The 14,635-nt window shown below is 59.8% G+C and carries 14 protein-coding genes; 13 read left to right on the plus strand and 1 reads right to left on the minus strand.

Annotated elements, in window-relative coordinates:
• Positions 1-11: 11 nt before the first annotated feature.
• On the minus strand, positions 12-344 hold the full coding sequence (gene zapA, locus KI797_RS08170; protein WP_041205956.1) for a cell division protein ZapA: 333 nt from the start codon (positions 342-344) through the stop codon (positions 12-14).
• A gap of 173 nt (positions 345-517) precedes the next feature.
• On the opposite strand from zapA, the gene KI797_RS08175 reads away from it, so the two are divergent.
• From KI797_RS08175 to KI797_RS08235, 13 genes are all read left to right on the plus strand, one after another.
• The gene (locus KI797_RS08175; protein WP_226172486.1) at positions 518-1,087 is read left to right on the plus strand and encodes a UPF0149 family protein; all 570 of its coding nucleotides are present in this window, start codon (positions 518-520) and stop codon (positions 1,085-1,087) included.
• Positions 1,088-1,295: 208 nt separating this feature from the next.
• Entirely contained in the window at positions 1,296-2,519 is a 1,224-nt protein-coding gene (gene ubiH, locus KI797_RS08180) for a 2-octaprenyl-6-methoxyphenyl hydroxylase (RefSeq protein ID WP_226172488.1), read from the plus strand.
• A gap of 99 nt (positions 2,520-2,618) precedes the next feature.
• Positions 2,619-3,854, plus strand: a complete 1,236-nt coding sequence (locus KI797_RS08185) for an FAD-dependent 2-octaprenylphenol hydroxylase (protein WP_226173049.1) — start codon at positions 2,619-2,621, stop codon at positions 3,852-3,854.
• 457 nt (positions 3,855-4,311) lie between these two features.
• Complete coding sequence (gene gcvT, locus KI797_RS08190; protein WP_226172489.1) at positions 4,312-5,409, plus strand: glycine cleavage system aminomethyltransferase GcvT; 1,098 nt, start codon at positions 4,312-4,314, stop codon at positions 5,407-5,409.
• A 78-nt stretch (positions 5,410-5,487) separates the two neighbouring features.
• Complete coding sequence (gcvH, locus tag KI797_RS08195; protein WP_005329287.1) at positions 5,488-5,877, plus strand: glycine cleavage system protein GcvH; 390 nt, start codon at positions 5,488-5,490, stop codon at positions 5,875-5,877.
• Between the two features lie 219 nt (positions 5,878-6,096).
• Positions 6,097-8,973: an aminomethyl-transferring glycine dehydrogenase gene (gene gcvP / locus KI797_RS08200; protein ID WP_005329290.1), complete on the plus strand. Its 2,877-nt coding sequence runs from the start codon at positions 6,097-6,099 to the stop codon at positions 8,971-8,973.
• A gap of 313 nt (positions 8,974-9,286) precedes the next feature.
• Positions 9,287-9,856: a restriction endonuclease subunit S domain-containing protein gene (locus KI797_RS08205; RefSeq protein WP_226172490.1), complete on the plus strand. Its 570-nt coding sequence runs from the start codon at positions 9,287-9,289 to the stop codon at positions 9,854-9,856.
• Positions 9,857-9,914: 58 nt separating this feature from the next.
• Entirely contained in the window at positions 9,915-11,438 is a 1,524-nt protein-coding gene (locus KI797_RS08210; protein ID WP_226172492.1) for a type I restriction-modification system subunit M, read from the plus strand.
• On the plus strand, positions 11,428-11,652 hold the full coding sequence (locus KI797_RS08215) for a restriction endonuclease subunit S domain-containing protein (RefSeq protein WP_226172494.1): 225 nt from the start codon (positions 11,428-11,430) through the stop codon (positions 11,650-11,652). Before KI797_RS08210 ends, KI797_RS08215 begins: the two co-directional genes overlap by 11 nt.
• Positions 11,653-11,677: 25 nt before the next feature.
• Positions 11,678-12,448 (plus strand): restriction endonuclease subunit S, encoded by a 771-nt coding sequence (locus tag KI797_RS08220; RefSeq protein ID WP_319003258.1) that lies wholly within the window; start codon positions 11,678-11,680, stop codon positions 12,446-12,448.
• A 40-nt stretch (positions 12,449-12,488) separates the two neighbouring features.
• Positions 12,489-13,469 carry an IS5-like element IS5 family transposase gene (locus KI797_RS08225; protein ID WP_026141915.1) on the plus strand — a complete coding sequence of 327 codons (981 nt, stop codon included), beginning with the start codon at positions 12,489-12,491 and terminating at the stop codon, positions 13,467-13,469.
• 156 nt (positions 13,470-13,625) lie between these two features.
• On the plus strand, positions 13,626-13,865 hold the full coding sequence (locus tag KI797_RS08230; RefSeq protein WP_226173051.1) for a restriction endonuclease subunit S: 240 nt from the start codon (positions 13,626-13,628) through the stop codon (positions 13,863-13,865).
• Entirely contained in the window at positions 13,862-14,551 is a 690-nt protein-coding gene (locus tag KI797_RS08235) for a UPF0149 family protein (protein ID WP_226172499.1), read from the plus strand. The genes KI797_RS08230 and KI797_RS08235 overlap by 4 nt, the downstream gene beginning before the upstream one ends.
• Positions 14,552-14,635 lie beyond the last annotated feature (84 nt).

Genomic DNA, 14,635 nt, shown 5'->3' on the forward strand with positions numbered 1-14,635 from the left:
ACGGGTCGCGGTTAGGGCTGACGGCCCTCCTCGCTGGAATCACCATATTGACCGTGCTCGATCAAGGCCGCTTCTATGGTGCGCTGCAGCATCTTGATCCGCTTGTCCATGGTCTCAGAGTATTGGTGGTTCTTCTCTTTTTCAAGGCAGAGCTCATGACAGAAATTGAGCGCCGCCATGATGGCAAGCTGTTCATTGCTGGAGACCTTGGAGCGTTGACGCAGCTCGATAAGCTTGTCACTCAGCTGGTCGGCGGCCTGGCGCAGGGCATCCTGTTGTCCCAAGGGACAGGATACCTTGTAGGGACGTCCCAAAATGACGATTTCTACGGCCTCTATGCTCATGCCTTCCTCAATACGGCGGGGCTGATTCCCGCTTTTATCCACGTGGACAACTGGGCGGGACTATATAGCGCAGATGCAGAAGTTTCAAGGCCTTGCTGGCTCTGGGAGGGGGAGAATGCTAGGATCTCGGCCATAATTTTTGCATATTTGCCTGAACTTTGAGCGGATCTTCGATGAGCAAAACGAACCCCCTGAAATACGCGGCCGTGGCCGACCTGATGGAGCAGCACGAGCTGATGGCGACGGCTGTCGAGGCCCATGGCGTGATCTGCGGCCTGGTGTGCGGTGGCGTGGTACTGGACGACAAGAGCTGGCTGCCTCCTTTCAACGATCTGATCAACGATGGTTTCGGCTTGCCGGCGCCGGTGCGCCAGGTGATGACCGAGCTCTATCAGGGCGTCATCGAGAGCCTGATGGCACAAAAAGGGGTCGAGCTGCTGTTGCCAAGTGACGAGGCGCCGCTCGACGAGCGCATCGATGCCCTGGTGGACTGGTCCCAGGCCTTCCTGGCCGGTTTCGGTGTGGTGCAGCAGGAGCTCTCCAGGGCTTCCGAGGAGCTGCAGGAGATGATCCAGGACATCGCCAGCATCACCCAGGTCTCTGCGGAGTTCGATCAGGAGGATGACGAGAACGAAGCCTCCTTCCTGGTGCTCTACGAACACGTGCGCCTCGGGGTCATGATGGCGTTCGAGGAGTTCGGCAAGCGCCCGGATGCTCCGAGCACCCCGCCGACCCTGCACTGAATCCCGCAAGAGTGCCCGAACGGAGATAGAAAAGAGCGCCTGATGGCGCTCTTTTTCCGTGATGATTCTGCGCGGAGGAGGGGAGTGCCGGGCGGGCTCTGGCGAGCCAACTGTCGGTGCCAAATCGGTTTTTTGCCCGTGGCCTCGCATCCCGCCCCCCGCCTTTGTGATAGCATTGGCCCACGTTTTTAGCCTATGCCCTCTTCTCATGTCTCATTCTGATCCGGTTCACGTCGACGTGGCTATCGTCGGCGGTGGTATGAGCGGCGCCGTGCTGGCCCTCTCCCTCGCCGCCCTGAAAGGGCCGAGCGGTGCCCCCCTGCAGATCCTGCTGCTGGAGGCGAGCGCCCCCGAACTCAATGCCCACCCCGGCTTCGATGCCCGCGCCATCGCGCTGTCCGCCGGCACCTGCGAGGCACTGGCCCGGCACGGGCTCTGGTCCCGTTTTGCTCCTCACTGCGCTCCCATCACCCATATCCATGTCTCGGATCGGGGCCACTGCGGCCAGACCCGGCTCACGGCGGCGCAGTTTGGTCTGCCCGCCCTCGGCCAGGTGATCGAACTCTCCGCCGCCGGCATCGCGCTGCAGCAGGGAATGGACGCCATCGCGAACATCAGGCTGTGCTGCCCGGCCCAGCTCTCCACCATAGCGCCACAGGAGGAGGGGGTGACGCTGACGCTTGCCAGCGGCGAGCGCTACCAGACCCGGCTGCTGGTGGCGGCCGATGGGGGCAACTCCTTCGTGCGCCAGCACTTCAAGCTGCCGGTCAGTCGCCATGACTATGAACAGAGCGCCATCATCGCCACGGTCAAGACCGCCGAGGATCCCGCCGGTCGGGCCTTCGAGCGCTTCACCGAAGGGGGGCCGCTGGCGCTGCTGCCCATGCAGGAGGGGCTCTCCTCCCTGGTGTGGAGCGTCCCGCGGGACGAGGCGCAGGCCCTGATGGCGCTGGATGATGCCGCCTTCCTGGCCCGTCTGCAGCAGGCCTTTGGCTGGCGGCTCGGGCGCTTCGTGCGCACAGGGGCGCGCAACCTCTACCCCCTGGTGCTGACGGTGGCCGACTATCCCCTGGCCCAGCGCACCGTGCTGGTGGGCAATGCCGCCCACCTGTTGCACCCCATCGCCGGCCAGGGCTTCAATCTCGGCATGCGCGACCTGGACTTGCTCACCCAGGCGGTGGCCCGGGCCCTCTCGGCCGGGGAGGACATCGGCAGTTTCGAGGTGCTGAGCGCTTACTGGCAGCGGCGCAAGGGGGATCAGGAGCAGACCATCTGGCTCACCTCCTCTCTGGCCCAGCTCTTCTCCAACGGCCATGCCCCCCTGGTGGCCGGTCGCAATCTGGCGCTCTCCCTGATGGGGCGACTGCCCTGGCTGCAGGCGCCGCTCGCCTCCCGCACTCTGGGGTTTGTCGCCGACCTGTGCCGTGAATGAGGTGTGCCGAGAAGAGGCCACACCGAACAACTTGATGAGGGGATGCCAGCGGGCGTCCTCCTGCTGATCCTGGCGATCAGCCACGAAAGGATAGAGATGATGCAGATGCAAAATGTGGATGTGGTGATCGTGGGGGGCGGTATGGTGGGCCTGGGGCTCGCCGCCGCCCTCAAGAACAGTGCGCTCACGATCGCCATCGTCGAGGGGCAGCTGCCCGACACCCAACTCGGGGAGGCACCGGACAACAGGGTCAGCGCCCTGAGCCTCGCCAGTCAGCGCATCTTGCAGGGGGTCGGCGCCTGGGACGGCATAGTGGCGCGGCGCCTGCAAGCCTACGACAGCATGGCGGTGTGGGAGCAGGACAGCTTCGGCCATATCGGTTTTGATGCCGCCAGCCTGCGCCAACCGGCGCTCGGCCATATCGTCGAGAACCGGGTCATCCAGCTGGCGCTGCTCGATGCCATTGCGGGGGCGAACAACATCAGCCTGCTCACCCCTGCCCGGGCCGCCAGCCTGCAGAGCAGTGCGGCGGGCGCCCTGTTGCTGCTGGAAGATGGCCGCGCCCTCTCGGCTCGCGTGGTGGTGGCCGCCGACGGTGCCCACTCCTGGGTGCGCCGCCAGGCGGATATCCCGCTCACCAGCTGGGACTATGGCCACCACGCCCTGGTGGCGACGGTGCGCAGTGCCGAGCCCCACGAGGCGGTGGCCCGCCAGATCTTCACCCCCGAAGGCCCGCTCGCCTTCCTGCCCCTGTGGGAGCCCAACCTCTGCTCCATCGTCTGGTCTGTGCCCGCCACGCGGGCCGAGGCACTGTGCGCCTTGGATGATGAAGGCTTCAATCGCCAACTCACCACCGCCTTTGATGGACGGCTGGGGCTGTGCAGGGTGGAGGGGGCCCGCAGCGCCATTCCGCTCACCGCCCGCTACGCCCGGGACTTTGCCCGCGAGCGGCTGGTGCTGGTGGGGGACGCGGCCCACACCATACACCCGCTGGCGGGGCAGGGGGTCAATCTCGGCCTGCTGGATGCGGCGGCCCTGGCCGAACAGCTCCTCAAGAGCCAGAGCGCGGGGGCGGATATCGGCCTGCTGGCCAACCTGCGCGGCTATGAGCGCTGGCGCAAGAGCGAGGCCGCCCGCATGCTGGCGGCGATGGAAGGGCTCAAGCGGCTATTTGGTGGTAACCACCCCCTCAAGAAGCTGGTGCGCGGAGTGGGATTGCGGGCCGTCGATGGCTTGGCGCCGCTCAAGCAAAGCGTGATCCGGGCCGCCATGGGGTTAGAGGGTGAGTTGCCGGCCTTGGCCAAGGGGAACAATTTGCCGACCCGGCCGAAGTAAGAGGATGATCCGGGCCGCCATGGGGCTGGACGGTGAGCTGCCTGCCCTTGCCAAGGGTGAAAAAATCTAATCTTACTCGCTAGTTTTAACAATAAAACTAATCTGACAAGGCTGAATGCCCCTCCGGGGTGTCAGCCTTTAATGTTGGCGGGAAGCGAAACGTTTTTCTGTAAATTGTGACGTAACGGTAAAAATCAACATTAAATCTCGCACATCCCGGGCTTGTACTGTTTTTATCACTGTTTTTGTCTTAGTGTCTGGTGTCAGTTTGTCGGGGCGGGATTAGTTTTTTTTGAGCGGCACACCGGCGCTCTTGTCATATAATCCGCTCCGTTCAAGGAATCACTCCTGCCCCACGGGTGGGAACGAGCACAGACCTTGCGGTTCGCCCTCCCGCTGTGCAAGGGAGCCGGAGCGGATTGCGAGCGTTGTCGCGAACGCTTAAGGAAACACAGCGATGATCCAGACTACTGTACTGCATCCCAAACACCTGGAAGCTGGCGCCAAGATGGTGGACTTCCACGGTTGGGAAATGCCCATCAACTACGGCTCCCAGCTGGAAGAGCACCACGCGGTGCGCAGCTATGCGGGCATGTTCGATGTCTCCCACATGACCATCGTCGATTTGACCGGCGAGCGAGTCAAAGCCTTCCTGCAACACCTGCTGGCCAACGACGTGGCCAAGCTCACCGTCCCCGGCAAGGCCCTCTACAGCGGCATGCTGAACCCGGAAGGCGGCGTCATCGACGACCTCATTACCTATTACCTGACCGATACCTTCTACCGCCTGGTGGTGAACTCCGCCACCCGCGAGAAGGATCTGGCCTGGATCCGCCATCACGCCATCGACTTCTCTGTGAGCGTGACCGAGCGCCCGGAGCTTGCCATGATCGCGGTGCAGGGGCCCCACGCCAAGGCCAAGGCGGCCAAGGTGTTCACCCCTGAGCAAAATGCAGCGGTCGAGGGCATGAAGCCCTTCTTCGGCGTGCAGGCCGGGGATCTCTTCATCGCCACCACTGGCTACACCGGCGAAGACGGTTATGAAATCGTGGTGCCCGAGCCCCAGGCCTGCGCCCTGTGGCAGTCCCTGCTGGACAACGGCGTGGCCCCTTGCGGCCTCGGTGCCCGTGACACCCTGCGCCTGGAAGCGGGCATGAACCTCTACGGTCAGGACATGGACGAGTCAATCTCGCCCCTGGCCGCCAACATGGCCTGGACTCTGGCCTGGGAGCCCAGCGATCGCCAGTTCATCGGTCGCGCCGCCCTGGAAGCCCAGAAGGCCGCCGGCACCCAACCCAAGCTGGTGGGTCTGGTGATGGAAGAGAAAGGGGTGCTGCGTGCCGGCATGCCGGTTACCTTCACCAGCGAGAGCGGTGAGCAGCGTGAAGGGGTGATCACCTCCGGCTCCTTCTCGCCGACTCTGGGTTACAGCATCGCCCTGGCGCGGGTACCCCGTGACATTGGCTCTGAAGCCCAGGTCGAGATCCGCAAGAAGCTGGTCACCGTGAAGGTCACCAAGCCGGCTTTCGTGCGCAACGGCCAGCCCCTGGTGTAATGATTGATTGCGGCGAAGTGGAGCCCCTTCGCCGACCCATTTTTGTTGAAGCGATCCAAGAGCATAAAGGAAGCACAAATGAGCCATATCCCGAGCGAACTGAAATATGCCACCTCCCACGAGTGGGTCCGTGTTGAAGCCAACGGCGAAGCCGTGGTCGGCATCACCGAGCACGCCCAGGATCTGCTGGGAGACATGGTGTTCGTCGACCTGCCGGAAGTGGGCAAACAGGTGAGTGCCGGCGAAGATTGCGCCGTGGCAGAGTCGGTCAAGGCCGCCTCCGACATCTACAGCCCGGTGAGCGGCGAGATCCTGGCCATCAACGAAGAGCTGGAAGGCAGCCCCGAGCTGGTCAACTCCGACCCCTACGGTGCCGGCTGGCTGTTCCGCATCAAGCTGGACGATGCGGGCGAGCTCGCCAACCTGCTGGATGCCGAAGGCTACCAGAACGTGGTGGACGAAGAGTAATGCCCCCGGGCCCTGCCAACACAGCAGGGCCCTTTTGTATGACTGCCATCCTGCGGCCATGGCGGTTGCAGGAAGGGTGCAGCCTTTGCGCCTTCGGGATGCCCTTGCCGCATTCCCCGTCTGCCTGCGGCGGACACAGAACATGAGTGGAGCCGGTATTCGCCGGCTATCAGGAACATCAGGTCCTGGCTATCAGGACTTAATACCAGGAATAGGGAAATGACCCAGTCACTGTTTGAACTCGAGCAAAAAACCGATTTCATCCGCCGTCACATCGGCCCGGGTGAGGAAGAAGTGCGGGCCCTGCTCGCCACCGTGGGGGCCGAGAGCCTGGACGATCTGATTGAGCAGACGGTCCCCGCCGCCATCCGTCGCCCGGGCCCGCTCGGCATCGGCGCCCCCATGACCGAAGTGGAAGCCCTGGCCAAGCTCAAGGGCTATGCGGCCAAGAACCAGGTCGCCAAGAGCTACATCGGCATGGGCTATCACGACACCCACGTGCCCCACGTCATCTTGCGCAACGTCTTGGAAAACCCGGGCTGGTATACCGCCTATACCCCCTATCAGCCGGAGCTGGCCCAGGGCCGCCTCGAAGCTCTGCTGAACTTCCAGCAGCTGACGTTGGATCTCACCGGCATGGATCTGGCAAGCGCCTCCCTGCTGGATGAGGCTACCGCCGCCGCCGAAGCCATGGCGCTGGCCAAGCGCATGGCCAAGTCCAAGTCCAACCTCTTCTTCGTGGCCGACGATGTTCACCCCCAGGTGATCGACGTGGTCAAGGAGCGCGCGGTGCACTTCGGTTTCGACGTGGCCGTGGGCCCGGCCTCTGACGCGGTGAGCGAAGAGGTGTTCGGTGCCATGTTCCAGCACCCGGGCACCACCGGCAACGTGACCGATCTGCGTTCCCTGATCGCTGCGGTCCAGGCCCAGAAGGGGCTGGCCTGCGTCGGGACCGACATGCTCGCCCTGCTGCTGCTCAAATCCCCGGGTGAACTGGGGGCCGACGTGGTGTTCGGCTCTGCCCAGCGCTTCGGCGTGCCCATGGGTTACGGTGGCCCCCACGCGGCCTTCTTCGCCACCCGCGATGCCTACAAGCGCTCCATGCCGGGCCGCATCATCGGCGTCTCCAAGGATGCCCGTGGCAAGAATGCCCTGCGCATGGCGATGCAGACCCGCGAGCAGCACATCCGCCGCGAGAAGGCGAACTCCAACATCTGTACCGCCCAGGTGCTGCTGGCCAACATGGCGAGCTTCTACGCCGTCTACCACGGCCCTGTGGGGCTGAAGACCATCGCCTCCCGCGTCCATCGCCTGACCAGCATCCTGGCACTCGGTCTCAAGGCCAAGGGCGTGACCCTCAAGCACGACAGCTGGTTCGACACCCTCACCGTGCTGACCGCAGGCAAATCAGAGCTGGTCGCCAAGGCCGAAGGGCTGGGCATCAACCTGCGCGCGGATCTGGACGGTGCGGTCGGTGTGTCTCTCTCCGAGACCACCACCCGTGATGACGTGGCCGAGCTGTTTGATCTGTTCCTCGGCCAAGGCCACGGGCTCGATGTCGCGGCCCTGGATGCCAAGGCCCAGGCTCACCACGCCATCCCGCAGGATCTGCTGCGCACCGACGCCGTGCTGACCCACGAGGTGTTCAACAAGTACCACTCCGAGACCGAGATGCTGCGCTACATCCACCGTCTCGAAGCGAAAGATCTGGCCCTGAACTACGCCATGATCTCCTTGGGCTCCTGCACCATGAAGCTCAACGCCACCGCCGAGATGATCCCGGTGACCTGGCCCGAGTTCGGCAAGCTGCACCCCTTCGCGCCGCTGGCTCAGACCCAGGGTTACCAGCTGCTGCTGGCAGACCTCGAGGACTGGCTGGTGAAGGTGACAGGTTATGACGCCGTCTGCATGCAGCCGAACTCCGGCGCTCAGGGGGAATACGCGGGCCTCTTGGCCATCAAGAAGTACCACGAGTCCCGCGGCGAGGGGCATCGCGACGTCTGCCTGATCCCGGCCTCGGCCCACGGCACCAACCCGGCCTCCGCCCAGATGGCGGGCCTCAAAGTCATCGTCACCGCCTGCGACAAGTCCGGCAACGTGGATCTGGACGACCTGCGCGCCAAGGCTGCGGAGGTGGGGGACCAGCTCTCCTGCCTGATGGTGACCTACCCCTCCACCCACGGGGTGTACGAGGAGACCATCAAGGAGGTGTGCGACATCGTTCACCAGTATGGCGGTCAGGTCTATCTGGACGGCGCCAACATGAACGCACAGGTCGGGCTGACGGCGCCAGGCTTTATCGGTGCTGACGTCTCTCACCTCAACCTGCACAAGACCTTCGCCATTCCTCATGGCGGTGGCGGCCCGGGCATGGGTCCCATCGGCGTGAAGAAACACTTGGCGCCCTTCGTGGCCGGTCACGCCGTGGTCAAGACAGAGAAAGAGAGCCGTGACAACGGCGCCGTGTCTGCCGCCCCGTTCGGCTCGGCCAGCATACTGCCCATCAGCTGGATGTACATCGCCATGCTGGGGGACGAGGGGCTCAAGAAATCCACTCAGGTCGCCATCCTCAACGCCAACTACCTGGCCAAGAAGCTCGGCGAGTCCTTCCCCGTGCTCTACACCGGGCGCAACGGCCGGGTGGCCCACGAGTGCATCCTGGACATACGTCCGCTCAAAGAGGCCTCCGGCATCAGCGAGATGGACGTGGCCAAGCGCCTGATGGACTACGGCTTCCACGCGCCGACCATGAGCTTCCCGGTAGCGGGTACCCTGATGGTTGAGCCGACCGAATCCGAATCCAAGCGCGAGCTGGATCGCTTCGTGGAGGCCATGACCGCCATCCGCGCCGAGATTGCCCGGGTGCAGGACGGCCACTGGAGCCTGACCGACAACCCCTTGGTCCATGCACCGCACACCCAGGATGACGTCATGGACGAGCAGTGGAGCCGCGGTTACACCCGCGCCGAGGCGGTCTTCCCGTCCGACGCCGTGCGCGCCAGCAAGCTGTGGCCCTCGGTGAACCGCATCGACGACGTTTACGGGGATCGCAACCTGTTCTGCTCCTGCGTTCCGACCGAGGATTACGCCAAGTAATAGCGGGGCTGATCACGGACAACTAAGTTGGAAACCGTGACATTGGAGTTGGAAACCGACAATTGAGTTGGAAACTAAAAGGCCCTGCATAAGCAGGGCCTTTTCATTTTTCACGGAGATTAACTGTAATTTAATTACAAAAAAATGATCCTATTTGGATCTTTTAGGTAGGTCAGGGTCGGCATTCAGCCAATGGCACATGAAAAGCATCATTTAGATTGATGCGAAAAATACTGAGCGTTGATATTGACTCAGTAGCGTCAGATGTAACACACTGCCGATATAGCATCATTAGCGATGAAGAGATTTTTTTGTGACCCTAAACCAGATTGCCACCATCAGCGCGGGACATCCGTTTCGAGGCAAGATCCCGGAGGTAGATTCCGGCAGCCTGGCCGTGGTGCAGATGAGAGACACCACGCCGGAAGGGGGGGTTGACTGGTCTATTTGCCTTCGCACTGAGCCGACGAGCAAGAAGGAGCCCGACTGGCTGCAAACGGGTGACATTCTGGTAGCTGCCCGTGGCAACCAGAATTACGCCGTATTGGTCGATACCAGCAGCACCCCGTTGCCCGCCGTGGCAGCGCCCCACTTCTATGTGGTGCGCTTGCACAGCGAGGCGCTCAGCCCCGAATTTCTGGTCTGGCAGCTCAACCAGCCCCCCTGCCAACGTTACTTCGAGCTGCACGCCGAAGGCAGCGCAGCGAAAAGTATTCGCCGTCAGGTGTTGGAGGAGACCCCCATCGGCATCCCATCCCTGGCGAGACAAGCCGCCATCATGAACATGGCTCACAGCCTGCGTGAAGAGCGGCATTTGATGCAGCAACTGCAACGCAACGGCGAGCAGATGATGCATAGCATTGCCGCCAGTCTGCTCGAATAATCCGACTTGCCAGCTAGACAAGCTCACTGACAATTTCAAACTCAAGGAATAACGATTCATGACCGACCCGATAAGCCAGGACGACATCAATAAAGCACTCTGGTCCGCTTGCGATACCTTCCGGGGTACCATCAGCGCCGATACCTATAAAGACTTCGTGCTCACCATGTTGTTCCTGAAATACATCTCCGATGTCTGGCAGGATCACTACGACGGCTACAAGGCCGAGTATGGTGACGAGCCCGAGCTAATAGAAGAGATGATGAAGAACGAGCGCTTCGTGCTGCCCAAACAGGCCAGCTTCTACAGACTGTTTGAGCGTCGCCACGAGCCGGGCAACGGCGAGCGGATAGACCAGGCCCTGCACGCCATCGAAGAATCCAACGGCACCAAGCTCAAAGACGCGGGCAAGAGCGTGTTCCAGGACATCAGCTTCAACACCGACCGGCTCGGCGAAGAGAAGCAGAAGAACACCATACTGCGCCACCTCTTGGAAGACTTCGCCAAGGACGAGCTCAACCTCAAGCCCAGCCGGGTCGGCACCCTGGATGTGATCGGCAACGCCTACGAGTACCTCATCAAGAACTTCGCCGCCAGCGGTGGCCAGAAGGCGGGCGAGTTCTACACCCCGCCCGAGGTCTCCGATCTCATCGCCGAGCTGCTGGAGCCGCTGCCGGGCGACACCATCTGCGATCCGGCCTGTGGCTCGGGGTCACTGCTGATGAAGTGCGGTCGCAAGGTGGTGCAAGCCCACGGTCAGAAGCACTACGCCCTCTACGGGCAGGAGGCCATCGGCTCCACCTGGTCGCTGGCCAAGATGAACATGTTTCTGCACGGGGAAGACAACCACAAGATCGAATGGGGCGACACCATCCGCAACCCCAAGCTGCTCGATGGCAACGGCAACCTGCTGCGCTTCGATATCGTCACCGCTAACCCGCCGTTTAGCCTGGACAAATGGGGTCATGACGAGGCCGAGCACGATAAGTTCGGCCGCTTCAAACGCGGGATTCCGCCCAAGACTAAGGGCGATTACGCCTTTATTCTCCATATGATCGAGACGCTAAAACCCAAGAGCGGTCGCATGGGGGTCGTGGTGCCCCACGGCGTACTGTTCAGGGGGTCCAGCGAGGGCAAAATCCGCCAGCAACTGATCGACGAAAACCTGCTCGATGCGGTGATCGGCCTGCCGGAAAAGCTGTTCTACGGCACCGGTATCCCCGCCGCCATCCTGATTTTCAAGAAGGAGAAGCTGGACGACAACGTGCTGTTTATCGACGCCAGCCGCGACTTCAAGGCGGGCAAGAACCAGAACCTGCTGACCGAAGAGAACATTGCTCGCATCGTTGCTACCTACCGCAATGGCGACAATGTCGATAAATACGCCTACCTCGCTTCGCTGCAAGAGATAAAGGACAACGACTACAACCTCAATATTCCCCGCTATGTGGATACCTTCGAGGAGGAAGAGGAGATCGATCTGCTGGCGGTGCGCGCCGAACGGGAGCAACTGAAAGCCCAGCTGACCGAGCTGGAAACTGAGATGGCCAAGTATCTGGAGGAGCTCGGCTATGGTGCCTAAGGGATGGACGATCGGTACATTAAGTGACTTAGCAGATACCGTTATGGGGTTCGCGTTTAAAAGTAGTGACTTTACTCCAGCGGGTATTCCCTTGCTAAGGATGGGTAATTTATATCAAAACACTTTAGATTTTGAACGAAATCCAGAATATCTTCCTGAGTCATTCAAGGATGACTATGCAAGATTTCTGGTGAAACCTGGTGAAACCTGGTGATCTGGTCATGTCTATGACGGGTACTATGGGGAAGCGAGACTATGGATTTACAGTAGAAATACCATTGGATGCACCTGATTCACTATTGAATCAGCGAGTGATGAAGTTTGTTCCTAATAAACAAACAAGTGCTGGCTATCTTCTCAATTTGCTGCGAAGTGAAATAATTCTTTCACGCTTATATTCATTCCCTGGTGGTACTAAACAAGCAAATTTGTCTGCAAAACAGGTGCATGAACTTGTAGCGCCAATACCTCCCTATCACGAACAAAAGAAAATCGCCAAAATCCTCTCCACTTGGGATAAGGCGATCATCACCATCGAGCAACTACTTGCCAATAGCCAGCAGCACAAAATGGTCCTGATGCAGCAACTTCTTACCGGCAAAAAGCACCTGCTGGATAACAACGGTGTGAGATTTAGTGGGAAGTGGAAGGATGTTCGTTTAAAGGCGTTATTATGTGAAGAAAAGGCGCGTAACAAGAACAACTCTATTGCAAGGGTTCTAAGCGTTACAAATCACAGTGGCTTTGTTTTACCGGAAGAACAGTTCTCAAAGCGCGTAGCTAGTGATGATGTTAGCAACTATAAAGTAGTGAAAATGGGTCAATTTGGCTATAACCCTTCACGCTTGAATGTTGGTTCATTTGCTCGCCTAGATAATTATGCAGAAGGTCTGCTGAGTCCAATTTATGTGGTATTCAGCGTTGACGAAAAACTTCTTAATAGTGATTATTTTCTGAATTGGATGAGTTCCAACGAGGCTAGGGAAGGTGCGAACAAGTCCCTGATATGAGATCATGTTTGTCATCTGGAGCCATGGAACAGGGTTCATCATGAGTCATCAACTTACCTTCGCCGACAGTGAATTCAGCAGTAAGCGCCGTCAGACCAGAAAAGAGATTTTCTTGTCCCGCATGGAGCAGATTCTGCCATGGCAAAACATGGTGGAAGTCATCGAGCCGTTTTATCCCAAAGCCGGTAATGGTCGTCGGCCCTATCCGCTGGAAACCATGCTGCGCATTCACTGCATGCAGCATTGGTACAACCTGAGCGATGGCGCGATGGAAGATGCTCTGTACGAAATCGCCTCCATGCGTCTGTTTGCGCGGTTATCCCTGGATAGCGCCTTGCCGGACCGCACCACCATCATGAATTTCCGCCACCTGCTGGAGCAGCATCAACTGGCCCGCCAATTGTTCAAGACCATCAATCGCTGGCTGGCCGAAGCAGGCGTCATGATGACTCAAGGCACCTTGGTCGATGCCACCATCATTGAGGCACCCAGCTCGACCAAGAACAAAGAGCAGCAACGCGATCCGCAGATGCATCAGACCAAGAAAGGCAATCAGTGGCACTTTGGCATGAAGGCCCACATTGGTGTCGATGCCAAGAGTGGCCTGACCCACAGCCTAGTCACCACCGCTGCCAACGAGCATGACCTCAATCAGCTGGGTAATCTGCTGCATGGAGAGGAGCAATTTGTCTCAGCCGATGCCGGCTACCAAGGGGCGCCACAGCGCGAGGAGCTGGCTGAGGTGGATGTGGACTGGCTGATCGCCGAGCGCCCCGGCAAGGTAAGAACCTTGAAACAGCATCCACGCAAGAACAAAACGGCCATCAACATCGAATACATGAAAGCCAGCATCCGGGCCAAGGTGGAGCACCCATTTCGCATCATCAAGCGACAGTTCGGCTTCGTGAAAGCCAGATACAAGGGGTTGCTGAAAAACGATAACCAACTGGCGATGTTATTCACGCTGGCCAACCTGTTTCGGGCGGACCAAATGATACGTCAGTGGGAGAGATCTCACTAAAAACTGGGAATAACGCCTTAAATGGCGAAGAAACGGTCTAAATAGGCTGATTCAAGGCATTTACGGGAGAAAAGATCGGCTCAAACTGAAAAAATGAAATGACTGAGTCAGCCGAGAAGAATTTCCCCGCTTATTCGCACCTTCCCTAGGCAACGAATTGTAGGAAGTACGCAGGGATCTGTACGTGATTCTGTTGGATTCGATGCTTTGTGCGGCTTTCCATTTATGTTGCCACCAATAGACGAGCAACAAAAAATTGCCACTGTACTCTCCACCGCTGCTCAGGAAATCAATGCTCTGCAAAAGAATCTCGATGCTCTAAAGCAGGAGAAGCAAGCCCTGATGCAACAACTGCTGACCGGCAAGCGTCGGGTCAAGGTAGAGGTGGCGGCATGAAAAAAATCACCATTCATCCCCTGACCGAGAGCGAGACCGAGTGGCTGGAGCAGCGACTGCTGGATTATGGCGATGATGATTCGGTGCTGACGCTGTCGGAACTGGACGGCTTTCTGACCGCCATCGTCACCGGTTCCGAACTCGTGCCGATAAGCCGTTGGTGGCCGACGTTGTGGGGCGGTGGTGTTGAGCCAAAGTGGCAATCGGATCGAGAGATGAAGCGAGCCATTGAGCTGATCCTCGGTCATATGAATCTGCTGGCCCACACCCTATGCTATCAGCCAGAACATTTCGAGCCACTGCTGATGATCAATTCCTATGCCCAGCCCCCGGTCGAGATCGCCGAGGAGTGGTGTTTCGGCTATCTGCGCGGGGTGGCACTCGGCAACTGGCCGACCCTGCCCGAAGATCTGGATACCTGGCTCGAAGTCATTCGCCTGCATGGCAACGAGGACCAAGCCCCGCAGCTTGCCAGCCTCTCCCTCGAAGAACATCAGCAGAGCGTGGCCGAGGTCGGCCCCGCCGCCTTGCGGCTACACGCTCATTTTCTGGCACAGCGGGGGCCGAATACGGCACCTGTAGCAGCACCAGCAACAACGCCGGTCAGAGCGGCCGCCAAGGTCGGGCGCAATGAGTCATGCCCCTGTGGCAGCGGCAAGAAGTTCAAGCAGTGCTGTCTGCACTGATTTGGCTCTCGCCCGTGGCCGTCACCTCAGGGAGCATGACGGCCACGGCGAATGGCGAGCATTGGCAGCATCCGTATTGCCAGA

The sequence above is a fragment of the Aeromonas media genome, assembly GCF_020423125.1.
Lineage (GTDB): Bacteria > Pseudomonadota > Gammaproteobacteria > Enterobacterales > Aeromonadaceae > Aeromonas > Aeromonas media.

Coding starts and splice junctions, on each gene's coding strand:
- KI797_RS08220 (WP_319003258.1), top strand. CDS start 11,678: ATGGGGAAGCGAGACTATGGATTTACAGTAGAAATACCATTGGATGCA.
- gcvT (WP_226172489.1), top strand. CDS start 4,312: ATGATCCAGACTACTGTACTGCATCCCAAACACCTGGAAGCTGGCGCC.
- KI797_RS08225 (WP_026141915.1), top strand. CDS start 12,489: ATGAGTCATCAACTTACCTTCGCCGACAGTGAATTCAGCAGTAAGCGC.
- KI797_RS08210 (WP_226172492.1), top strand. CDS start 9,915: ATGACCGACCCGATAAGCCAGGACGACATCAATAAAGCACTCTGGTCC.
- KI797_RS08185 (WP_226173049.1), top strand. CDS start 2,619: ATGCAGATGCAAAATGTGGATGTGGTGATCGTGGGGGGCGGTATGGTG.
- KI797_RS08175 (WP_226172486.1), top strand. CDS start 518: ATGAGCAAAACGAACCCCCTGAAATACGCGGCCGTGGCCGACCTGATG.
- zapA (WP_041205956.1), bottom strand. CDS start 344: ATGAGCATAGAGGCCGTAGAAATCGTCATTTTGGGACGTCCCTACAAG.
- KI797_RS08235 (WP_226172499.1), top strand. CDS start 13,862: ATGAAAAAAATCACCATTCATCCCCTGACCGAGAGCGAGACCGAGTGG.
- gcvP (WP_005329290.1), top strand. CDS start 6,097: ATGACCCAGTCACTGTTTGAACTCGAGCAAAAAACCGATTTCATCCGC.
- KI797_RS08215 (WP_226172494.1), top strand. CDS start 11,428: ATGGTGCCTAAGGGATGGACGATCGGTACATTAAGTGACTTAGCAGAT.
- gcvH (WP_005329287.1), top strand. CDS start 5,488: ATGAGCCATATCCCGAGCGAACTGAAATATGCCACCTCCCACGAGTGG.
- ubiH (WP_226172488.1), top strand. CDS start 1,296: ATGTCTCATTCTGATCCGGTTCACGTCGACGTGGCTATCGTCGGCGGT.